This window comes from Solibacillus sp. NPDC093137 (genome assembly GCF_050280445.1).
In the GTDB taxonomy this organism is placed as follows: Bacteria; Bacillota; Bacilli; order Bacillales_A; family Planococcaceae; genus Solibacillus; species Solibacillus isronensis_B.
The window spans coordinates 2,322,653-2,345,300 of record NZ_JBNNVH010000001.1 but is presented as its reverse complement, the minus strand read 5'-3'; the positions used below and the strand labels follow the sequence as shown (position 1 = coordinate 2,345,300).

The 22,648-nt window shown below is 38.4% G+C and carries 18 protein-coding genes and 1 pseudogene; 12 read left to right on the top strand and 7 right to left on the bottom strand.

The features are described 5' to 3' along the window. Window positions 1-47: 47 nt before the first annotated feature. Window positions 48-1,082, bottom strand: coding sequence for a PseG/SpsG family protein (locus ACQKN3_RS11710; RefSeq protein WP_427711535.1), 1,035 nt, complete (start codon window positions 1,080-1,082; stop codon window positions 48-50). 111 nt (window positions 1,083-1,193) lie between these two features. Here ACQKN3_RS11710 and ACQKN3_RS11705 point away from each other — a divergent pair, with 111 nt between their 5' ends. The 8 genes and pseudogenes from ACQKN3_RS11705 to ACQKN3_RS11670 all read left to right on the top strand — a co-directional run. Further along, the gene (locus ACQKN3_RS11705) at window positions 1,194-1,994 is read left to right on the top strand and encodes an NAD(P)H-binding protein (RefSeq protein WP_427711533.1); all 801 of its coding nucleotides are present in this window, start codon (window positions 1,194-1,196) and stop codon (window positions 1,992-1,994) included. Between the two features lie 165 nt (window positions 1,995-2,159). Then, on the top strand, window positions 2,160-2,714 hold the full coding sequence (locus tag ACQKN3_RS11700; RefSeq protein WP_008404666.1) for an NADPH-dependent FMN reductase: 555 nt from the start codon (window positions 2,160-2,162) through the stop codon (window positions 2,712-2,714). Between the two features lie 280 nt (window positions 2,715-2,994). After that, entirely contained in the window at window positions 2,995-5,187 is a 2,193-nt protein-coding gene (locus ACQKN3_RS11695) for a HelD family protein (RefSeq protein ID WP_427711531.1), read from the top strand. A 49-nt stretch (window positions 5,188-5,236) separates the two neighbouring features. Then, window positions 5,237-6,052 carry an undecaprenyl-diphosphate phosphatase gene (locus ACQKN3_RS11690; protein WP_251689963.1) on the top strand — a complete coding sequence of 272 codons (816 nt, stop codon included), beginning with the start codon at window positions 5,237-5,239 and terminating at the stop codon, window positions 6,050-6,052. A gap of 293 nt (window positions 6,053-6,345) precedes the next feature. Beyond that, window positions 6,346-6,762, top strand: coding sequence for a MarR family winged helix-turn-helix transcriptional regulator (locus ACQKN3_RS11685; RefSeq protein ID WP_427711529.1), 417 nt, complete (start codon window positions 6,346-6,348; stop codon window positions 6,760-6,762). Next, window positions 6,759-7,946, top strand: a complete 1,188-nt coding sequence (locus ACQKN3_RS11680) for an MFS transporter (RefSeq protein ID WP_251689961.1) — start codon at window positions 6,759-6,761, stop codon at window positions 7,944-7,946. Before ACQKN3_RS11685 ends, ACQKN3_RS11680 begins: the two co-directional genes overlap by 4 nt. A gap of 150 nt (window positions 7,947-8,096) precedes the next feature. Further along, complete coding sequence (locus tag ACQKN3_RS11675) at window positions 8,097-9,263, top strand: PLP-dependent aminotransferase family protein (protein ID WP_427711527.1); 1,167 nt, start codon at window positions 8,097-8,099, stop codon at window positions 9,261-9,263. A gap of 115 nt (window positions 9,264-9,378) precedes the next feature. Then, window positions 9,379-9,507 (top strand): annotated as a pseudogene (locus ACQKN3_RS11670) (LytTR family DNA-binding domain-containing protein); the annotation flags it as partial. Window positions 9,508-9,938: 431 nt separating this feature from the next. Here ACQKN3_RS11670 and ACQKN3_RS11665 read toward each other — a convergent pair. Beyond that, window positions 9,939-10,139: a cold-shock protein gene (locus tag ACQKN3_RS11665; RefSeq protein WP_008404655.1), complete on the bottom strand. Its 201-nt coding sequence runs from the start codon at window positions 10,137-10,139 to the stop codon at window positions 9,939-9,941. Window positions 10,140-10,638: 499 nt separating this feature from the next. On the opposite strand from ACQKN3_RS11665, the gene ACQKN3_RS11660 reads away from it, so the two are divergent. Both ACQKN3_RS11660 and ACQKN3_RS11655 read left to right on the top strand, forming a co-directional pair. After that, window positions 10,639-11,709 (top strand): methyl-accepting chemotaxis protein, encoded by a 1,071-nt coding sequence (locus tag ACQKN3_RS11660; RefSeq protein WP_427711524.1) that lies wholly within the window; start codon window positions 10,639-10,641, stop codon window positions 11,707-11,709. Window positions 11,710-11,797: 88 nt separating this feature from the next. After that, window positions 11,798-13,987, top strand: a complete 2,190-nt coding sequence (locus tag ACQKN3_RS11655; protein ID WP_427711522.1) for a DNA topoisomerase III — start codon at window positions 11,798-11,800, stop codon at window positions 13,985-13,987. A 92-nt stretch (window positions 13,988-14,079) separates the two neighbouring features. On the opposite strand, the gene ACQKN3_RS11650 is transcribed toward ACQKN3_RS11655, so the two are convergent. The 5 genes from ACQKN3_RS11650 to ACQKN3_RS11630 form a co-directional block, all read right to left on the bottom strand. Then, window positions 14,080-14,664 (bottom strand): SET domain-containing protein, encoded by a 585-nt coding sequence (locus ACQKN3_RS11650; protein ID WP_251689957.1) that lies wholly within the window; start codon window positions 14,662-14,664, stop codon window positions 14,080-14,082. Between the two features lie 244 nt (window positions 14,665-14,908). Then, window positions 14,909-16,174: a saccharopine dehydrogenase NADP-binding domain-containing protein gene (locus ACQKN3_RS11645; protein WP_427711520.1), complete on the bottom strand. Its 1,266-nt coding sequence runs from the start codon at window positions 16,172-16,174 to the stop codon at window positions 14,909-14,911. 144 nt (window positions 16,175-16,318) lie between these two features. After that, window positions 16,319-17,509, bottom strand: a complete 1,191-nt coding sequence (locus ACQKN3_RS11640) for an amidohydrolase (protein ID WP_427711518.1) — start codon at window positions 17,507-17,509, stop codon at window positions 16,319-16,321. Beyond that, complete coding sequence (locus tag ACQKN3_RS11635; RefSeq protein ID WP_427711516.1) at window positions 17,506-18,213, bottom strand: small-conductance mechanosensitive channel; 708 nt, start codon at window positions 18,211-18,213, stop codon at window positions 17,506-17,508. Before ACQKN3_RS11635 ends, ACQKN3_RS11640 begins: the two co-directional genes overlap by 4 nt. Before the next feature lie 19 nt (window positions 18,214-18,232). Then, entirely contained in the window at window positions 18,233-18,943 is a 711-nt protein-coding gene (locus tag ACQKN3_RS11630) for a DUF5058 family protein (RefSeq protein ID WP_014824803.1), read from the bottom strand. A 142-nt stretch (window positions 18,944-19,085) separates the two neighbouring features. Between ACQKN3_RS11630 and ACQKN3_RS11625 the strand changes: the two genes are divergently transcribed. Both ACQKN3_RS11625 and ACQKN3_RS11620 read left to right on the top strand, forming a co-directional pair. Continuing rightward, the gene (locus ACQKN3_RS11625) at window positions 19,086-20,903 is read left to right on the top strand and encodes a helix-turn-helix domain-containing protein (RefSeq protein ID WP_427711513.1); all 1,818 of its coding nucleotides are present in this window, start codon (window positions 19,086-19,088) and stop codon (window positions 20,901-20,903) included. A gap of 221 nt (window positions 20,904-21,124) precedes the next feature. After that, window positions 21,125-22,555, top strand: coding sequence for an alanine/glycine:cation symporter family protein (locus ACQKN3_RS11620; protein WP_427711511.1), 1,431 nt, complete (start codon window positions 21,125-21,127; stop codon window positions 22,553-22,555). Window positions 22,556-22,648 lie beyond the last annotated feature (93 nt).

Here is a 22,648-nt window from a genome sequence, read left to right as displayed (position 1 = left end):
AACATAATGCATACATTTATGTGATGGGGAAAGCCTAATTTTTTAAGTTAAATATGTGCCATATTATGACGGGCATAAGCTAAATCGAGCAGCAGGTTTTTCAGAATATCATTGTTTGTCAAAATTTCAAGACTGCGCTGCTTTCGGACAGCACGTTCACGGCGCTGCTCATGAAGCAAAAGCTCCATTACGGCATTTTGAATAATGGACTGCTTCATTTTTCGACCTAACCCGATATGGATAAAGCCGTTCATCTCGCGTGTAAATGCATAATTCAGTTCATTATCCTGTTGGGCCGTTGTAATACAAGGAATTCCCGCTGCTGCCACTTTATATGGCGTATAGTTGGCATTGCAAATAATCAAGTCTGCTTGCGGCATCAACTCGAGCAGGGCATCAGGTTTTTGAACGATGACGGTATTTTTCCGGCTTAACGCCATCATTTTTAGACTATCGATGTCATGATGATAGTCATCATCAATCGCAACTGAAATCTTTAAGGGAATTTGAAGTTGGGTTAAGTGGCGTAAAGTACGGTAAGTCAGGTTGTTGCTATCCCCATCTTCAAATGCGACAACAATATGCGGAAGTGAATCTTTAATTGAGCTATCGGGTTTTTCAAGGATTTGATATGCGACTTTTTCTAAATTTGGCGTTACGGCAAACGCATAGCTGCCGGCAAGCTCATGTGTATGGGTCTCTTCATGGGATTCACCAAACAACGAAACGATATGACAGTCGCTAAGCTGTGCACCCATGCCAAAATCATCAAAATGAACAATCGTCGGGCAAAACGGTTTAATCATTTCAATTTGTTCAACTTGGGTATCTTTGCCTTCATGGATGATTAAATGAGGTTCCAATTCACGAATTTTCTTTTTGAGTTCGATAAAACGTTCAAACTTTACAATATTTAAGCCTGTTTGGGCCAATTTATCAAGAAGCTGTTCGTTTGCAGTTTTCACAAAGAGAACGACCTCTTCTTCCTGCAACAGATTTGCCAATGTTACTGCACGCTCAAAAGGATAAGTTCCTTTAATCTCACAATGCTCGATAATCCATATAATTTTTCTTTTTTGCACGTAAATCCCATCCTTTCCACTATCTCTATAAAATATGGTGGAATTGCCGAAATTATGAATGAGAGAGTTTTCTACATATACATACATCAAAATAAAGAAAAGAGGAAACATATGAAAACGATGCGCTCGGCGTTGGTCGTAGGTGCAACAGGATTGGTCGGTTCTTCGCTTGTGAAGTTACTATGCGAGAGTGAGGAGTATGCTGCAGTCAATGTCATTTCGAGAAGACCGCTTGATTTTACGCACCCGAAGTTAGTTGTAAAGCTGTGTGAATTTGATCAGATTGCCGACAAGGATATTGAATTTGCTCATGAAGTATTTTGTTGTTTAGGAACGACGATGAAAAAAGCGGGTTCAAAGCAGCAGTTTGAAAAGGTCGATTTTGAGTATCCGCTAACGATTGCAGCTATTGCAAAAAACCGCGGGATCGGCCATTTTATTGTTATTTCTGCAATGGGAGCAAATGAAAAGGCACTTGCTTATTATAGTAAGGTAAAGGGAAATTTGGAGGCAGAACTTATTAAAATGGATTTCCCTCGACTATCAATCGTACGTCCATCACTCATTACAGGGAATCGCCAAGAATTCCGTCTAGGAGAAACGATTGGCGATAAAGTATTAAAGATACTTAATCCGATTTTATTCGGACCGCTGAAAAAGATGCATTCCATACCAGCAACACAAATAGCATTGGCAATGAGAGTAATTGCACTTCACGGGAAAGAGCAAAATGTAGCGATTTACTTATCAGATGAACTACTGGAAATGCAAATGCCCATGATTGAAAAGAGAGAAGCTTTAGCAGAAGAAGAAGTGACCTTTAACTGGGATAAATACAAGGAAGACACATTGCCGCCAGTAAATATTGAGGAAGTAGAGGGAAGTCGGAAAAATGAAGAGCGGGGTAAATAAGGCTTAACAATCCTTACTTTTAGTTGGAAAATTATTGAAATCCCTTTCCCGATATAACAATGTAAGACGAAAGACTGAAATTAAACTTTACTAAGCAACTACCTATTAAAAAGGAATGTTATTCTGATACAATATGAGTACAATGATTTACATGGAGGAACATTTATGAAAATATTACTTGTCGATGGAACCATTTTTGGTCGTAAAACCGGCGTTCTTTTGGAACAGGTTCAACAATATATTCAAGCTTTCAACCCTTCGCTAGAATTAGAGATTTTATACTTCTCAAAATTACAGCATCAAATTTTAGACGGCAGTCCGCTAAATGATGATATGAAAAAAATGATACAAAAATTTGAAGAAGCAGATGCTTACATTTTCGCATCACCGATTTTCCAGGCATCGATCCCAGGCGTACTGAAAAATGCCTTCGATATGATTCCACCAAAAGCGTTACGTTACAAGCCGGCAGCTATTATCGGCAATGGCGGAACATACCAGCATCATTTAGTATTGGAAAACCAATTGCGCCCGATTCTTGATTACTTCCGCTGTCTAGTTACACCAAACTATGTATACACACATGCGGATCACTTTGATAAAGAAAATAAAATTATCGATGAAGATGTGCACAACCGCCTGCGCGAACTTGCACGAGTATTCGTTCAATATTGCGAAATGACAAAAACATTATCAAAACAAGCAGTTGATATGCAATAACCATTAGGAGCCTCCATTAATATATGGAAGCTTCTTTTTTATTTCTTCGGCAAACGCCTCATTACCCCTCAGAAAATTCATGAATATAAATTGGCGTATAATAAATTTCTTTAATCATCATAATTTAAAGTTAGGAAGATGCTATAATAGAATTGTTAAATTTTGTAATGACGAGGAAACGGAAAATAGTTTCAATTGAATCCAACGTCATTTTGAAGTACCATGAATATTTATGTAAAGAGAAGATTTTACTTCCGGAGCATTTGGAGGCGAACCAATAGTGGAACAAACGATATGGCAACAGGAAGAAACACACTTAAAAGAAATTAGTGCTCTTCTAAAACAACAAATAAAGATTCAGTCCAATTATTTAAAAAAGCAAAAAGGAGACATTGTTGAGGAACGCTCACAAGCATCTTCGGAGTTTAACGATGTTTCAGGGGAAAGTGCCATTCAGTTTTCGCAAATGCTGCAAACGATGCAATTGCGCGAACGGGAGTATCTGAATGCCAGCGAACAATTAAGCAAAATGCAAATTTTATATAAAAGTCCGTATTTCGGGCGTATTTCAATTGAAAATGAAGAAGGCGAGCGGGAACATTTATATATTGGTTTATCAACATTCCGCGAACCAAAAACGGATGATGTGCTGATTTATGACTGGCGTGCACCAATTTCAAGCCTTTTTTATGAAAATAAAGTCGGAAAAGCACGCTATCAAATTCCGGACGGAGAATACATTTCGGTTACGATTCAAGGCCGCCGTCAGTATAAAGTAAAGTACGATGAGCTGTTGCAAGTGTTGGACGCGGATATATATGTAGGCGATGAAGTGCTGCAAAGTCTGCTGTCGGATACGGCAAAAGAAAAGATGAAATCGATTGTCGCAACGATCCAAAGCGATCAGAATATCGTCATTCGTTCATCGAATAAAGATAATTTAATCGTACTCGGACCGCCTGGCAGCGGGAAGACATCTGTTGCGATGCAGCGAATTGCTTATTTACTGTATGAGTACCGCCAAACAATGAATGCACGCAGTATTCTGCTTATTTCACCGTCCGATTTGTTCAATGACTACATTTCGAACGTGCTGCCGGAGCTCGGTGAGGATAATGTTCAACATACGACGTATTACCGTTTGTTGCGCGATTTAAAGTTATCTTATTATAAAGCAGAATCAAGCTACGAAAATATTGAACGTCTTCAAAAGGCGAGCAAAGAGGAACGCGAGCACTATGCATTTAAAGGTTCGCATGCATACGTAAAGCAGCTGCTGAAGTATATTGAAAGTCTAAAGAAGAGCGGCATGCCGTTTTATAATTTAAAAGTTGAAGGAAAGCTGTTCGTTTCCGCCAAGAAACTGACGGATCTGTTTTATGACAAGTTCGGCGCATTGGATATTGATTTCCGCTTGAAAAAAATCCGTACAGTACTGCTGGAAAAAATAGAGCAGGAAAAAACAAAAGACCGCAAAGTATTGATGAAGGAATTAAAGTCAGTCAATACGTATATCGGGACAGATAAGGAAATCGAGCAGCAGGCAAATGAAAAGCTTCAAAAAAGGTACGGCAAACTTGAAAGTGCGATTCATCAGCTAGGGTTTGTAAATTTAAATAAAATGTATCTGCATACGTTAACATACCAAAATGATAATTTAAAAACACAAATGATTCAGGCTGCAACGACTGAAACGCTGAAACAACGCATATTATATTACGAAGATTTGGCACCAATCATGTATATGCAAGCTGTTGTAAAAGGCTTGTATACAGATAATACGATTAAACATATTGTCATTGATGAAATTCAGGACTATTCGTATTTGCAGCTGCTGACGATTAAAGCAATGCATCCAAAAGCGCATTACACATTGCTGGGGGATAAAAACCAGGTCGTGCATCCGCAAATGAAGGACTCACTTGCAGGTCCATTGTCCAAGCACTTTAAAGCAGTCGAGTTAAATAAATCGTATCGCTCGACAAATGAAATTACCGATTTTATGAGTGCGATTTTAAACAACAAGACAACCGAGTCGCTTGGTGTATCAGGGGATAAGCCACAAATTATCGAAACGAATACAGTGCGCAAAACAATTGCCCAGCTTGTCGGCTTGCATTATAAAGAAGAAGAAAGCTTCGTCATTTTATGCAAAAATAAGCTGGCATGCGAACAATTATACAACGAATTAAAACCGCTTCTTCCACAGCTTCAGCTCGTTACAGAAGAACAGAAGGTATATATGAAGGGGCTGCTTATCATGCCCGGCTATATGGCGAAAGGCTTTGAGTTTACAACAGTTCTTGTAGCGGATGCCAATGCCCATGTATACAGGGAAGAGATGGATGCGTATTTACTGTATACAATTGCTTCACGTGCGACACGTCACTTATTTCTAGTAACGGACGGAACATTACCAAAAGCGCTTGCACACATCGGAGAACAGTATTATCGTAAAGAAGTGAACATTTAGCCGCCTTAATGCGTCTAACCAAAGAGGACTACTTTTTTAGGAGATACAAATGGAAAATTTTGATTTGATTTTAGTGTTAAAGCATTTTATTATCGGTATTGTTCAAGGTTTAACTGAACCGATTCCGGTGTCATCAAGTGGGCATGTCATGATTGTAAGTGAAATTCTGGGAATGGGCGAACAGGGCTTTACATTCGCAATCCTAACGAATACGGCATCATTGATTGCAATTATGTTTATTTACCGTGAAGATATTATTCGGTTAATTACTGGATTTTTACTGTTTATTAAAACACGTAATGCGCGATACCGTAAAGACTTTAATTTTGCGCTTTACGTCATTATCGGCTCGATTCCAGCAGGTGTTTTAGGGGTTTTGCTAAGCGATGTTATTGCAGACAGTGTGAGCATGACGACAATCGCGATTATGCTGTTCGTGACAGGGATTGCCTTATGGTTAATTCGTAATTTACGCGGAACGAAACGCGACGGGGATTTATCAGCAAAGGATGCCTTATTAGTAGGTTTTGGGCAGGCAGTTGCATTAACACCGGGGATTAGCCGATCGGGTGCGACAATTATTTCGGCAATCGCTGTTGGAATGAAACAGGAAACAGCACTGCGTTTCTCATTCATGCTGTATATTCCGGTGAGTTTAGGCGGTGTCGTTTTAGGGTTTACAGACTTCCTCGATGAGCCAAACAAAATGGATTTAGCCCTTCCGTATACAGTTACATTCCTTGCGACATTGTTTATGACATATTTCGCCATGCGCTGGTTCATGGGTATTATGAAAAACGGAAAGCTGCATTACTTCACGTATTACTGCTTTTTAGTTGGTATTTTATTATTAATATTCTTTTAGCATGGATAAACACGCTTGTAGTCTTAAAGGCTATAAAGCGTGTTTTTTAGTTCAAAGTAAGGTAGGGGTTACCGGTAATTTTCCATTTATTTTCCCAAATAAAACGGAATTACTTTCTCTATTTTTTCGAGTATTTGCATAACCTAATTTATCAGCCTTCCAAACCAATTTAGCACTCTATTTTTGTCAAATTCAACTGGTCCAGTAAAAAAAGATTGACAAATGAAGCAAATTTTTATTTAATTAGTTAGGTTAACTAACCATTTTAGCAGAAATAGGGAGGTAATATAATTATGACTTTCTTTTTACAATTGCACCGTTTTCATAAACGATATACGCAGCGTCTTACTAATATATTGGCAGTGCATGAACTGTCTAATGCCAACTGGTCTTTAATGCATTATTTGGCGAATGAAGAGCAGGCAACAATGAGCCAGATTGCGAAATATTGGGATGTTGAGAAGCCGACTGTTTCCGCAAATGTTAAGACATTGACGAAACAAGAGCTTATTCAAATGAAACAAGGCAATGACAGACGGGAAAAATATATAAGTTTGACTGAAAAAGGAGAAAGATTGTATAAAAATATTTCCCCGGAAATTAAATTTCTACAAAATCAGCTATTAAACAACCTGTCAGACGAACAACAGGAGCTTTTCGAAAAAGCACTGTCTGATATGGAGAAAATATTGAAAGAAGGGCTAGAATGAAGGGAACAAAAGAGCCAATCTGGACGAAGGATTTTATCATTGTATCGATCATTAATTTTATAGCAATCTTAATATTCTTCCTGCTAATGGTGACCATTTCAAGTTATGCAGTAGACACGTATCAAGTTTCTACAAGTATAGCAGGACTTGTTTCAAGTATTTTTATTATCGGATCATTGATTGGTCGGATAGGGGCGGGACGTCTCATCGGCAGTATCGGACCACAGAAGATGCTTTTAATTGGTCTTATTATATTTTTCGTAACAACAACACTTTATTTAATGGAATGGGGCGTTGTTTATTTATTGATTATCCGCTTATTACAAGGGATAGCTGTCGGAACGGTCGGAACAGCTACAGGTACGATTGTTGCTATGATTTTACCCGCATCACGTAAAGGGGAAGGGATTGGATACTTTAGCTTAAGCGCTATTTTGGCGACAGCAATAGGGCCATTTGTCGGAATGTTTATGCTGAAGCTTGAAAATGGCTTTGATGTTATTTTTTATATGAACACTGCGCTTTCGCTTATATTACTAATCGCTTATTTCTTTGTTAAAATTTCCTTACCGCAACCGAATAAACAAAGTGGAAATCAGGAAGAAAAGCTTTCATTTCTGGAAAAATTCATTGAACCAAAAGCGCTTCCGATTTCATTTATTGCCTTATTAATTGGCTTTGCATACTCGGGAGTTATGACGTTCATTACGTTTTATGCAAGAGAAATCAATTTAGTGGAAGCGGCAAGCTACTTTTTCTTAGCCTATGCGGGGGTTGTCGTTATTTCTCGTCCATTTACCGGGAAATTGATGGATGTGCGTGGTCCGAATATTATTGTGTATCCATGTATTGCCGTTTTCGCGATTGGAATGTTGCTATTCAGTCAGGCATCAGCAGGCTGGATGCTGTTACTTGCAGCTGTCCTTATTGGCTTTGGCTACGGGAACTTCAATTCCATTGCCCAAACGATTGCAGTTAAAGTAACGGAGCCACATCGATTTGGCTTAGCAACATCCACATACTTCATTTTGTACGACTTAGGATTAGGTGTCGGACCATTCATTTTAGGGATGATTGAACCTTATACAACATACCGTACAATCTTCGTATCGATGATTCCGCTAATTCTTGTCTGTATTCCGTTATATTATTTATTAGTAGGAAGAAAGCGAAAGCTGGCATAAGTTCTGTTTAGGTAATTATTCAGAATGACAGTTTCATGTCATTAACTTACTAGCAATAAGCATGTATCTTCTTAAATGGTACATGCTTATTGTTTATTCGTTTAAAAAGTGATAAAATTTTGAAAATTACAAAAAGGAAGAGAGTCTATTATGCAATATTCTGATAGCATTTTAAAAACACCATCATCATTCATCCGAAATATTTTAAAGGTAACGGATGCATACGACGTCATTTCATTTGCGGGAGGCTTGCCAAATCCAATCTCATTTCCAATTGATGAGTTAAAGCAGTCGGTAAATGATGCGATTAATGCAAATGGTGCAAAGGTATTTCAATATTCTACGACGCAAGGTTATTTGCCGCTACGTCAGTATATTGCAGAAAAATATAATAACAAGCAATCGAACTTAAATTATAAAGCAGATGATGTACTAATTACGACAGGATCCCAGCAAGCATTAGAGCTTATTTCCAAAGTTCTGCTGAACAAAGGGGACGGGGTTGTTATTGAGGAGCCCGGTTATTTAGGAGCGATCCAGGCATTTACATTACGTGAACCAAGTTTCTATGGTGTAACACTGGAAACAGAAGGACTGAATGTAGAACAGTTGAAGGATGCACTAAAACAGCCGAATGTGAAAATGGTATACACAGTTCCGAATTTCCAAAATCCTACTGGGTTAACGTATACGAAAGAGCGCCGTGAAGAAGTATTTGAAGCGGTAAAAGATCAAGATGTCATTTTTATCGAGGATGATCCATACGGTGAGCTTCGTTTTACTGGGGAACACTTGCCATATATCGCAGCTGGGAAGATGACAAACAGTGTCGTATTAGGTTCATTTTCAAAAACGGTTACACCGGGTATGCGCCTAGGTTATATTTTGACGAAAAATCATGAACTTCTAAATCATGTCGAAACAGCGAAGCAGGCAACGGATTTACATACAAACATTTTCGCACAATACATTTTGCATCAGTATTTAACGACGAATGAGTATGAAGCGCATGTTGAGAAAATTATAGCGCTCTACAAAACGCAAGCAGATGCGATGCTGGCTGCAATGGAAAAATACTTCCCGCCATATGTGAAATATACAAAACCTGAAGGCGGTATGTTTGTATGGGTAACTCTTCCGGAAGGCGTAAATGCGCTTGATAAGTTTTCGGAAGCGATGGAGAAAAAAGTAGCATTCGTGCCGGGGAATCCATTTTATACGAATAAAGAATCAGTTAATACACTGCGTCTAAACTATACAAATGCAACACCTGAAATTATTGAAGAGGGTATTAAACGTTTAGCGGAAATTTTATAAGTAAATTTAGGGAAGCTATTGCTTGGAGGAATCCGAGTAATAGCTTTCTCTTATATTGTAAGTTTCTAGAAGGAAAAAAGGGGAATAATAATATAATTATATTAATTGAGAGCACACGTTGAGTGAACTAGAGAAGCGATTGCACCATTTCAGGTTTTTCCGCTGTCACCGGTCCTATATCGTCAATTTACATAAAGCAAGGGAAATCCTTACGTGGACCTGCAACAGTTACAGCTTATCCCTTTAAGGTACAAACAAATCATAAGTACCATTATCACGCACAAAACTTACGGAGCTATAAGAAATTGTCGGAATATAGATTTCCTGGGAAATAGCCCGTGCAATTCATCGAATTTTAACACCAAACACCTTCAATTTGCGACAATTCACCCTCAAAATAATGCTGTCATTTCCATTCTCCCTTAAATTAAAGGTAACAACGAAACCAAGGAGGAACAAATGATGACAAACATTATTGAAGTTCAAAATTGGCAAATGAAGTTTGGGAATTATTCAGGAAACGTACGAAAGATGAATAGGCTTGGAAATAGAAATAGCTGTGCCGAAGTCTAAGTTTCGGAACAGCTGTTTTTTATCGTTATGAAACTATAAAAAGAAGCATACCCGATAGAGTATGCTTCTTGCAACTAACTATGTGAACTTAATTCCTTAGAATTAAAGTTTTGTTACGTTAGTAGCTTGTGGGCCACGGTTGCCTTCTTCAACGTCGAATTCAACTTTTTGACCTTCGTCTAAAGTTTTGAAACCTTCGCCTTGGATAGCTGAGAAGTGTACGAATACATCGTTACCGCCTTCAACTTCGATGAAACCGAAACCTTTTTCTGAGTTAAACCATTTTACTGTACCTTGTTGCATGAGAGAAAACCTCCAAAAAATTAATTAATTGAATTGCTAAATGTATAAAAAATTCACACATTAAAAAAGGGAGCGTACACGTTCACTTTTTTAATATGTGAATTGATCGTAAACAGCTTAAGCAATTTAATTAACTTTATTGTATAACAACATTATCCAAATGTCTACTAAAAATTCTCCAAATACAGAAGAAAATTTTGATTTTTCGTACAAATGAAGGGAAAGTACGATTATCAGGAAATAAATTAACAGTATTTTACTAGCTACTTTCGGAATAATAAGTAAATTTTTGTGAATTTATTAAATTTCATTTAGATAACTCGGTGTTTGTATAATTAAAATAAACTGAATGGATCAATTGGTTTATGGGAATTAACGTGTCGTGTATGTTTTTTAGACTGCTTTCATCCCTGTATAATTAATTGTTCCCCCTATTTTGAAGTTTTAAACATCATTGTTGTAATTATTTTATTGAAGTTACCTGAACAAAATCGAATGATTGTTCATAATCTCTAAAAAAGTTGAACCAGTAGGCCAGGTGACGAAGGCTCTAGAAGAAATTGCTCAAGGAAACTTATCGATACAACCATTGAAAATTAAAAATAAAGACGAAGTGGGTATGATGGGGCAAAGTTTTAATGAAATGCTGACAGATCTTCGAAGTATTGTCTCGAATGTAAATGAGTCGTCTATGCAGGTGGCTGCAAATGCTGAAGAACTTTCGGCAAGCTCGCAACAAAGTTTGGCCTCATCACAGATGGTGGCAAAATCAGCCGAGAATCAGTTGACTACAAGCACAGAGCAAGCGCACCATATGAATGCATCGATTGGTTCAATGGAAGAGCTGCGTACAAGTGTTGATCAGATTTCAGGTGACAACGAACAAATGCTGAATGCCACTACTGATGTCAAAGATTTAATTGATCAAGGAGCGACAACGATTCAAAATGTTGTGGACCAAATGCAAACTATTCATACGACGTTTAAAGATACTACACAAATGATGAATACAATGTCCCAGCATTCGAGCAGCATTCAAAATATTACAGGTATTATTACAGACATTGCTGACCAAACAAATCTGCTAGCATTAAATGCTGCAATCGAAGCAGCGCGTGCAGGAGAGCATGGGAAAGGGTTCGCAGTTGTAGCGGAAGAAGTACGGAAGTTAGCGGAGCAATCGAAAAACTCAGCGACAGAAATTGGCGGTATGGTACAGCAAATTCAACAGACATCGAGTAAGGCAACGAAAACAATTGTGGACGGCGGTACAATGGTTGATGAAGGAATGGAAAAAACATCTGAATCACTACGTGTATTCGGGGATATTGAAAACGGTATTGGAGAAGTGGTTTATTGTGTGGAGTCTGTATCTGCAGCAATAGAAGAAATTCAGGCAATGACAGGCTCGGTAACAGAAAGCATGAGATCTGTTCAAGACCTTGCAGCAATAACAGCCGATAGTGCAAGCGACACGAGCGCGGCAACAGAAGAAATTTCGAGCAACGCTTATTCCCTATCTGAACTAGCTGAACAGCTGCAGCGAGAAGTTAGTCACTTTAAACTATAATTGGAAGGGGCCATTAGCTGATATCAGTTAATTGCTCTTTTAATTGTATGCTATAGTAAAAACAAGGATTTTTGAAAGGATGAAACATATGGTTAAAAGCTTAGTATTAGCAGAGAAACCTTCAGTTGCACGCGATATTGCGAATGTCCTGAAGTGTCATAAAAAAGGCAATGGATTTTTAGAAGGAGACAAATATATCGTCACATGGGCGTTAGGACATTTAGTAACGCTGGCGGATCCGGAAAGCTACGACGAGAAATATAAGAAGTGGGATTTAGCCGATTTACCGATGCTGCCGGAACGTCTGAAATTAACAACAATCAAGCAGACAAGCAAACAATATAATGCGGTTAAATCACAGCTAACGCGCAATGATGTTAATGAAATTATCATTGCAACAGATGCCGGTCGTGAAGGGGAGCTTGTTGCCCGCTGGATTATTGAACGTGCAAAAGTAAATAAACCGGTTAAGCGTTTATGGATATCATCTGTTACCGATAAAGCAATTAAAGAAGGCTTTGCGAATTTAAAGCCAGGGAAAGCGTATGAAAACTTATATTATGCAGCTGTTGCCCGAAGTGAAGCCGACTGGTATATCGGGCTGAACGCAAGTCGTGCATTATCGACGAAATTCAACGCACAGCTTAATACAGGTCGTGTACAGACGCCGGTTGTCGCAATGGTTGCGGCCCGCGAAGATGAAATTAAGCATTTTAAACCTCAAACGTATTATGGGATTGAAGCCCAAACGAAAGAGCTGAAATTAACTTGGCAAGATCAAAATGGCAATTCGCGCAGTTTTGATAAAGAAAAGATTGACCGAATCGTTAACACACTGGATAAGCAAAATGCGAAAGTAATCGACATTGAACGTAAACCGAAAAAGACATTCTCACCAGGGCTATATGATTTAACTGAATTGCAACGTGATGCAAACAAACTATTTGGCTATTCGGCAAAAGAAACGTTGAATATTATGCAAAAGCTATATGAATCACATAAAGTGCTCACATACCCGCGTACGGATTCACGTTATTTATCATCTGATATTGTCAGCACATTGCCTGAGCGTCTTAAAGCATGTGCTGTAGGGGAATATCGTACTTTAGCAAACAAAGTACTGACAAAGCCGATTAAAGCAAGTAAATCGTTTGTTGATGATAGTAAAGTATCGGATCACCATGCCATTATCCCGACTGAAGAATATGTAAACTTTGCGAACTTCAATGATAAAGAGCGCAAAATTTATGATTTAGTCGTAAAGCGTTTCCTTGCGGTACTTTTCCCTGCACATGAGTTTGAGCAATTAACGGTTCAAGCCGAAATCGGGAAAGAGAAGTTCATCGCACGCGGTAAAACGGTAATTACTGCCGGGTGGAAAGAAGTGTACTCGAATCGTTTTGATGACGAGGAAACTTCAGAGGATGTAAAGGAACAGCTGTTGCCACGCCTTGAAAAAGGACAAGTGCTAAACGTGTCATTACTAGCCCAAACTTCAGGACAAACGAAACCGCCAGCACGTTTTACAGAGGCGACGATATTGACAGCGATGGAAAATCCGGCAAAATATATGAACACGCAAAATAGAGCTCTTGCCGATACATTAAAATCAACTGGAGGGTTAGGGACTGTTGCGACACGTGCTGATATAATCGATAAATTGTTCAATTCATTCCTTATTGAAAAGCGCGGAAAAGACATTCACATTACGTCAAAAGGCCGCCAGCTGCTTGATTTAGTGCCGAATGAACTGAAATCACCGGAAACTACAGCACAGTGGGAGCAAAAGCTTGAACAAATTGCTAATGGCAAGCTGAAAAAAGATGTCTTCATTAATGAAATGAAACAACACACAAAAGCAATCGTTGCTGATATTAAAAACAGTGATAAAAAGTTCAAGCACGATAATATTTCAACGAAGACCTGCCCGGATTGCGGAAAGCCGATGCTTGAAGTAAACGGGAAAAAGGGCAAAATGCTTGTATGCCAGGACCGTGAGTGTGGTCACCGCAAAAACGTCTCACGCGTAACGAATGCCCGTTGCCCGCAATGTAAGAAAAAGCTGGAGCTGCACGGACAAGGCGATGGTCAGATTTTTGTATGTAAATGTGGTTACCGTGAAAAATTATCCGCATTTGAAGCACGCCGTAAAAAAGAAGGCGGCGGTAAAGTTGATAAGCGCAGTGTACAAAAATACTTGAAGCAGCAGGAAAAAGAAGTTGAGCCAATTAATAACGCATTTGCAGATTTATTAAAAGGCATGAAGTTTGATGAGTAATCATTTTGAATAATTAAATGCAAGATTGGAAAACCGTACTTTAAATAAGTGCGGTTTTCATGTTTTAAAGGGGTTCTGGAGTTTCTACTATATTAATCAATAAATAGCGTGAGAATGGAATCTATTGGAGCTTCACCATTCGCAACTGCCATCACTTTATCAACATACTGCTTGTCGATTAAATACTTTAACGGCTGCTCTACTGTATTAAAATGTTTGAATGTTTCCCGTGCTATCTCATCCCATTCTTTATAATAGGTTAAGTAGTCATTTGCCGTTACTTTTGTTCTTGATGTGCCTTCCTCAGGGATGCACTCAAAATCCTCATCATCTCCCAAAGTGCCGTAATCACATGTTAATTGCTCGCCAGGTTGAATGTCTTTTGCAGCCATTTGAAAATTATAAGCTGTATCGACACAATTTGGATTGAAACTGTGATTCATGTATTTTGCGTGATCCCAATGAAGAACATAAAGGCCGTCAGAATCTAAATATGCATATTTATAGACATCCGCTTTTTGCAAATCACCAAGGGTTTCAATGAATTCCTCTGTCAACATCAGGTCAAGGTCATCTTTAATCCAGACAATCGTTCCTTTAGGAATTAATTTTGTTGCAAAGACACCGACGCCTACCTCCTCACTAACGAATTGAATTTCTGTATCCGGGTGCATCATTTGTTATTCCTCCTAAAAAGTAATCCCATTCAAATGTTATGTTGGACGGGGATAAGTCATTTCCTTGAAATCAGATTGTTTTAATATGTTTATGTCATTACTTTCTATTTGGAATAGGCTTTCGTCTTTTTTTAAAACGCTATGATGCACGTGAATTTCACGTTATATTGCGGAATCCATTTCATTAGAAAACCATGTAGAATAATTACTGTTCTACATGGTTTATTTCACAAGCCTAACGTGATTATTGAATTCTCTTTATTCTTTTGTGCAATAATCCATCCGAGCTGTTATTCTCACCAAAAACAAAATCCGGCATATAGTAAGCTAAATATTTTCCGTAATTACTTTCCGTCTTCATTAATAACTCATCGACATAATAGGCACCTAAAGGAATCGTATCTAATAGTAAACTTGCGGTACCTGCATATATTCCGCACGCTACCTGAAAGTATGTGGCACTTGTGTTGTATTTTTTAAATATATCTTCACTTTTCATCGTGTTATACATATAGATTTCCTTATCTTCGTAAACTAAAAGAACCCCGACAAGATCTTCTCCTTCAACTTCTCCCTCAGCAGGGTCGATTAACGCTTGATTCCAATTCCAAAGGTCATCCACATCATCTAAATTATTTCGGATTAATTCCGTCGTATGTTCATTAACCCGATAAAGAAAGCCCAACTCAAAATCAAACAGTTTTCCTAATGACAGTACTTCCTCATGGGGCATGAGACATCCATAAAATTCTCGATCTCTTAACGTAACCTTAAATTCGGTCGCATACACATGATCGTACATGTAGAGCGGAATCTGATCACGGACAAACATAGGATAGCTTAAAATAGCTTCATCGAGAAAACATTCAACAGACCATGTTGTATAGATCGTTTTAGGATCGACAAGGTTTTCGTCTTTATAAAAAGAACTGTCATGCTCAAAAATATAGCAAGCTAAAGGTGGGTCACTCGTATGTTCCTTCAATAATTTAATTGCCATCCATTGCACGACACCGGGATTCATACCTGAGCCTATAATAGCTCTCGTATTGGTAATGGCATCTTTCTTTTTTTCGAACCGGGTATATCGTTCGGTAAGCGGAAAGCCATACAAGCTTTCGTCTAGATCAACTGCAGTGTTTTCTAAGGCTGAGTTTATATAATGAACGCCAAGCTTATTGCAGCATTCGACCATTTCGATGGTATCGGCCCAGGATACATCAATCACTAGTTTGGTGCTGGTTGATTGTAAATGTTCGATAAATTGATCAAGGTTATTCAAATCAAATTGAACGGTAATTATTTTATCCTTTAAATTAGGGAACAGTTGATGGTAGTAATCCATTGTTTTTTGTTTGATATCAATTAAGTAAAGCTTTGAAGTTACAATAAAATGGTGGATGGGATCATTTTTATCGGTAATCGAGTGATTTAAAATCGATAAGATAGACTTCGCAACACCACCCGTACTGCCAAGAATTGTGATTGTATATTCATTTAGTTGAACCACAGCAAAACATCCTTTACCTGTAATTCCTATAGCGTATGAAATTTTGGTGGGGGGTGTATGTATGACTAACTAGTTTAGAAAAATAAATTTAGTATGAAAAAAATACCATTTTCTCTTGTGGAGAATAATGGTATTTAAAAGGCTCTATTTTAAGCAATATTTAGCAACGACTTCAGCTCCAGCTTTTGCTGCAACTAATAGTGCCCGTTCGTCAATATCAAACTTTGGGTGATGGTTCATATAAGGTACATCTAAATACGTCGGTTGGCAGCCAATATAATAAAAAGTGGAAGGCTTTGCGAGTGCATAATAGGCAAAGTCCTCGGATCCGGAGAATAAAGGCGCTTCTTCAACGGCAATGATTTCTTCCTGTTCCGAAGCTTCAAGTGTTTCTACTACAAAGTTTGTTAAGTCTTCATCGTTTACTAATGGAGGGTAATCCTTTTTGTAAGTGAGCGTACAAGTAACACCAAATTGGATCTCCAAACCATCTACTAAACGTTTGATTTCCTGCTCAATCGTAGCGTGAACTGTATCGTTCATATATCGGACATCACCTTCAAGTGTTACCGCATCTTTAATGACATTGAACGTGCCTTTTCCATCAAAGGAACCGATTGTGACGACACCCATATCATACGGGTTTAATCGTCTGCTAATAACCGTTTGTACTGTTGTTACAAAATTCGAGGCTGCAACAATCGCATCGTTTGCCAGATGAGGGGACGAACCATGCCCGCCTGTACCATGTACGACCAGTTTAAAAAATGAGCGACCGGCCATTGCAGCACCAGCACGGTAACCGATATGACCAACCTTAAATGTTGGAAATAAATGTGCTCCGACAATAATTTCACAGTCATCGAGCAAGCCGGAAGCCATCATACTTTTCGCACCACCAGGGGGTTTTTCCTCTGCATGCTGATGAATAATTTTTACTGTTCCGTGCAGTTCATCCTTTAATTGAATAAGGCAGTCCGCTAAAACAAGCAAATACGCAGTGTGACCGTCATGACCGCAAGCATGCATGACACCAGGGTTTTTCGATTTGAATGGGACATCTGTTTCTTCTTCAATTGGCAAGGCATCAAAATCTGCACGTATTCCGATGACGGGACCCGGATGACGGCCATGGATTTCTACAATGATTCCGTAGCCATTTCCGACATTACGGTGGATCGTTATGTTTTTATTTTCATAGAAATCCGCAATATATTGCGCCGTTTTCATTTCTTCAAACGAGAGTTCAGGATGTTCATGAAGATGGCGGCGAATCGCAACCATCTCATCATTCCGAGCTGTTAACTTATCCATTAATTGTTGTTTAATTGTCATGATGCTTGTTCACCTGCTTTCATTTTTTCGAGAATTACGGCAAAGAGTACTGTTCCTGCAATACAAATAAATGTTTGGAATGACGGCGGAACAGGACCAAGCGCTGCAAAAATACCTAACCCGATTGCACCGATTCCCCAAACAGGCTTTTTAAGGGCAAACTGTGCGAGCACGCCTCCAAAAATAGCCGGCAATACAAAGCTGAAGCTCGCGCGGATTGACTCAGGCAGCGCATTAATTAAGTAAGAACCACCTAAAATTACAGCAATTAGCATTGTTGTATTCACAATCGAAGCAGCAGAAATTGCTAATGTCGCTGTAACTTCACCTTTGCGTGTCCCTGGCTCTGCTTTCACGATGGATTGTGCAATAGATGCGCTAGGTAAACACATATTCCCGATATTACCTGTCAGAAAGGCCAGATACGTACCCGACACACCTAAAATCGGGTAATAGCTAATTGGCTCGACAAACCAGATGATTGCTACAACGGCCCCGTAACTTAAAAATCCTGTTAAGATAACAGACCAACCTGGATGGTACCCTAGACCAAATGATAAATAGAGGGGAAGGGCAATCGTACAAATGATGACACTCCAAATAGTAAGACGCCCCCAGAAATGTGCCTGACTATGAAACGTTGCAAAGTTTTCCTCGCTTTTTGCAGGTGAAGCATCTGTTGTGTGACGCTCTAAAACGACCATTTAAATCATCCTCCTTCAATTAGATTAAGAAATACCCGACGCTCATACCGATTAAAATAACTAATCCTAGTGACCACTCACGGAGCCAATTCTGGTTAAAGCGTTGAGCTGCCCACATAATAACCGGCATTACAAGTAAAGCGACTATAAAAATAATCGTTTCATTCATACCTTTTGCGATCTGGCCACCACCAAAATATCCGAAAGCACCAATCATTGCTGCAGTCGAAATGACACTTAACCATTTTGCCCGATTGCCGCCACCGCTCGTTAACTTACTTTGAAGGCGACCAAGAGATTTCGTAAACAATGCTGTAACAATCAACCATCCCATGCCTCCTAAACACATTGTCCAAACTGCTGCTGTAAATGCTTGTGCTGAGAAGCTTTTGTCACTTAACTCTTCACCCGCTGCTTCGGCCCCAAGACTTGCTCCTACTGTTTCGATCGGTGCTGATCCGACAATACCAATTCGCATCATTGTCGTTGGTTCACCAATTAAAGTAATTAAAGAAATGGCTACGATAATAATGGCAAATGATGGACCTAATGAACTAATTGCACCTGTTCGAATAATTGAAGTGACTTCCTTGTTCGTTAAGCCTACTTCTGGTGCTACTTTCTTTGAAATCCGTATAAAGACAATGGCTTGGAAAATTACAATGAGTACAACGACAAATGCTATAACCCATAAAATCGGATGATCCATAATCTCTGATGCTAAGTTCATAAAACCCCTCCTTTAAATTGACGAACAATTCAGTTTTTTAATACTATACTTTGTTTTCTTGTTGCGAAACAATGTGTAATCCTCTATATTTATAAATAAAATTATGGAATATTCTATATATTTCAGAAAGAGGGGAATGTCTATGTCAGATGGACAAGAAGCAATTCTACGTCACTTAACACTTTCAAATAAACAGTTATCTATCCTCGTGGAAAGTATCCGGACAATCACTTCCAAACTTCATATTGATGAAGTATTACATACAATCATGCGGCATGCACTGAACGTTATTCCTGAAGCAGATGCAGGGTATTTAATGCTTTTTGATGAACAGAAACAGTGTCTAATTCCGAAAACCTATATTCATTTCCCGCCACTTATTGAACAATTTCAAACAAAGCCGAATGAGGCCATTACTGGTCGTGTATTTGCGACAGGAATCGGTGAGTTCTTTAACAGTTACGATGAAATTATGGCTGCTATGTACCATCAAAATGTAAGCCCGCGTAATTTACAGACAATATTAAAGAGCGCACATGTTCCGCAAGCAGCTCTTTGTGTACCGATAACTGTTGATGCTAAGCCAATCGGCATCATGATCCTTCACCAACTTCGAAAGAAAAGAGACCTCACACAAGAAGATCTATTATTTTTTCAAGCCTTTGCCGATCAGGTAGGGGTGGCAATTCAAAAAGCCCAGTATTATGAACAGATGACTGAGAAAGTAAAAGAAGCGCACGAATTATCTCTGGCATTAGAGACAAAACATACCCTTCTTAAACAGCGCTATGATGTGCATGCTACATTAAATCAATTGCTCTTACAAAACGAACCGATCTCCGTCATTTTAAATGAACTAAAAAACTTAACACAATTACCAATTGGTTTTTATGATGCATATGATGATATGTTTTTTGAAGATGATCAGTCCATTCCCCCTCACACAAAAGCTAAAATAAAAAAACAATTATTCTTGAAAATGAAGCCATTTGAGTATCGGCTTAAAAATGACCGCAGCTTTATTGTTTATCCTCTCTATAATTTGGATATTTGTTTAGGGAGTATGATTATTGAACAGAAAGGCATCATTTCCTACAAAGATCAGCAAACACTGGAGCAGGGGGCCAATATTTTAACACTGCAAATTTTACGCAATAAAAATGTTCTGGAGCACCATAACAAACGAATGCAGGAAACATTCCAGCATATCATCGATGCACCTAATCAAAAAACAGTTGCTTCTATGGCATATCAACTTGATCTAGATGTGCTGGACTACTACCGATTATGTATTTTCGAGTTCAAACAAACGGCCGACATGTTATCGATTGAACAATATTTACATCAGTTCATCTCCATGCTAAAGGAACTATTTACAGGTGAACGGAAATTACTTTTTTATGAAAAAAACAAAATCACTCTTTTAATCGGTGTGCCGTCACCAGCAATGCTTACAACATTAAACGAAACACTCTCGCGCCTACAAAAAAAGTGGCAATCACTGCATAAACCGCTTTTTCGGTGCGCAATTAGTAAACAATATAAAACCCTACAGACAGTTTCTTCTCTATACGAAGAAGCGCTGCAAACATTGCGCTTTTTACATGTACGTGATGAATGGACAATTACGAGCTACGATAAAATCGGTCTCAACCAGCTGATTTTACAAGTCCCGCCAAAAGACTTGGCAAACTTCATTCATGACCAAATCGGTGAGTTATTGACTAAAGCCAATAAAAGTCACCTGTATGAAACATTGTTGGCCTATTTCAGATTTAATCGCTCCGTTCAGCAAACAGCACAGCATTTACATATTCATACCAACACTTTGTACCAGCGATTAAGCCGAATTGAGCAAATATTAAATATCTCGTTTCAAATACAGGAAGATGCACTGAAAATACAATTAGCTTGTTATTTAAAAGAAAATTACTTAACACCTGTAAAAAAACGAGAGTAAATATAGGGGAGTGAGGGGGACAACTGTCATGCTAGAAAATTAATACATCTTAATAAAAATGTATACTAAAATTTCAAGTGAGTATAAAATAGGACAAGTTAGCATGGGTGTAGGAAAGTGACTTTGTATTTAGGAGATATGGTGCAGAATTTTAATAGTTGACGAAGTAGCACGGCCTACATACCTACAGAAAAAGTTGAAAAAATAGAGGAAGTGAAACAATGGATTGGTTCGGTAATATATTGGGTGAAGTGAATACAATATTATATTCATATGTATTAATAATTTTACTAGTAGGAACAGGCATATTTTTAACGGTTAAAACAAAGTTTATTCAATTTAGATTAATAGGTGAAATGTTTAAACTTATAACAGAATCGGCGCCAACAGATAAGTCAGGAAAAAAAGGTATATCTTCTTTTCAGGCTTTTACAATTTCTGCTGCTTCTCGAATTGGAACAGGTAATATAGCGGGTGTCGCGACAGCAATTGCTCTTGGCGGTCCCGGTGCAATATTTTGGATGTGGATGATTGCGCTTATCGGTGCAGCATCTGCGTTAATTGAAAGTACACTAGCACAAGTATATAAAGTGAAAGATAAGAGTACTGGATTGTTTCGTGGTGGTCCTGCTTATTATATGGAAAAAGGTTTAAATAAAAGATGGATGGGCATTCTTTTTGCCATTGTTATTACTATTACTTATGGCTTTATTTTTAATTCCGTCCAGGCAAATACGATTTCCATTGCATTTGAAGAGAGTTTTGGTGCCAATCGTCTTGTTGTAGGTTTAGTATTGGCTGCTTTAACAGGGATTATTGTTTTTGGTGGACTAAAGAGGATTGTTAGCTTTACTCAAGTAGTGGTTCCTGTTATGGCAATTTTGTATATTATAATCGCACTTATTGTTGTATTCCTCAATATTTCCGAAATTCCGAGTGTATTTCTCCTTATCATAAAGTCTGCCTTTGGATTGGAAGAAGCCTTTGCGGGAATGATCGGGGCAGCAATTATGAATGGTATTAAACGGGGATTATTCTCAAATGAAGCAGGGATAGGTTCTGCACCCAATGCAGCAGCAACAGCAGCTGTTTCACACCCAGTAAAGCAAGGGTTAATTCAAGCCCTTGGTGTATTTATAGACACATTAGTCGTTTGTACAGCAACAGCGGCAATCGTATTATTAGGCGATGCATACCTTCAATCTGACGCAACTTCAGTCAATTTAACGCAAGCCTCTTTAGTCGGAAGTTTAGGTGATTGGGCAGGCAGCTTCTTAGCGATAATTGTATTTATGTTTGCTTTTAGTACGGTTATTGGCAATTACTATTACGGTGAATCGAATATTAGTTTTATAAAAGATTCAAAGACCGGTTTATTAGTATTCCGTATATTTGTCGTACTTTTTGTTATGTTTGGTTCCATTGCAAAGGTACAAGTTGTATGGGATTTAGCGGATCTGTTTATGGCCTTTATGGCGATCATTAACTTAATTGCTATTCTCCAACTTTGGAAAGTGGCCAAACCGGTTATTAATGATTATTTAACTCAACGGAAGCAAGGCAAAGATCCAGTATTCTATAAGAAAAACGTACCTAATTTAGGCGAGGTGGAATGCTGGGGCGAAGATGAAGAAATAGAAGGAAAACGTTAAATTTGAGCTTTCATTCAGGAATACTACTTCGTAAATAGCTATTAAAATTTAAAATGGGGCAATCACTAAATTGGTGATTGCCCCATTACATTA

What these genes read in the sequence shown, in the direction of transcription:
- ACQKN3_RS11705 (WP_427711533.1), top strand. Translation starts at nt 1,194, where the DNA reads ATGAAAACGATGCGCTCGGCGTTGGTCGTAGGTGCAACAGGATTGGTC.
- ACQKN3_RS11700 (WP_008404666.1), top strand. Translation starts at nt 2,160, where the DNA reads ATGAAAATATTACTTGTCGATGGAACCATTTTTGGTCGTAAAACCGGC.
- ACQKN3_RS11690 (WP_251689963.1), top strand. Translation starts at nt 5,237, where the DNA reads ATGGAAAATTTTGATTTGATTTTAGTGTTAAAGCATTTTATTATCGGT.
- ACQKN3_RS11685 (WP_427711529.1), top strand. Translation starts at nt 6,346, where the DNA reads ATGACTTTCTTTTTACAATTGCACCGTTTTCATAAACGATATACGCAG.
- ACQKN3_RS11680 (WP_251689961.1), top strand. Translation starts at nt 6,759, where the DNA reads ATGAAGGGAACAAAAGAGCCAATCTGGACGAAGGATTTTATCATTGTA.
- ACQKN3_RS11675 (WP_427711527.1), top strand. Translation starts at nt 8,097, where the DNA reads ATGCAATATTCTGATAGCATTTTAAAAACACCATCATCATTCATCCGA.
- ACQKN3_RS11665 (WP_008404655.1), bottom strand. Translation starts at nt 10,139, where the DNA reads ATGCAACAAGGTACAGTAAAATGGTTTAACTCAGAAAAAGGTTTCGGT.
- ACQKN3_RS11655 (WP_427711522.1), top strand. Translation starts at nt 11,798, where the DNA reads ATGGTTAAAAGCTTAGTATTAGCAGAGAAACCTTCAGTTGCACGCGAT.
- ACQKN3_RS11650 (WP_251689957.1), bottom strand. Translation starts at nt 14,664, where the DNA reads ATGATGCACCCGGATACAGAAATTCAATTCGTTAGTGAGGAGGTAGGC.
- ACQKN3_RS11640 (WP_427711518.1), bottom strand. Translation starts at nt 17,509, where the DNA reads ATGACAATTAAACAACAATTAATGGATAAGTTAACAGCTCGGAATGAT.
- ACQKN3_RS11635 (WP_427711516.1), bottom strand. Translation starts at nt 18,213, where the DNA reads ATGGTCGTTTTAGAGCGTCACACAACAGATGCTTCACCTGCAAAAAGC.
- ACQKN3_RS11630 (WP_014824803.1), bottom strand. Translation starts at nt 18,943, where the DNA reads ATGAACTTAGCATCAGAGATTATGGATCATCCGATTTTATGGGTTATA.
- ACQKN3_RS11625 (WP_427711513.1), top strand. Translation starts at nt 19,086, where the DNA reads ATGTCAGATGGACAAGAAGCAATTCTACGTCACTTAACACTTTCAAAT.
- ACQKN3_RS11620 (WP_427711511.1), top strand. Translation starts at nt 21,125, where the DNA reads ATGGATTGGTTCGGTAATATATTGGGTGAAGTGAATACAATATTATAT.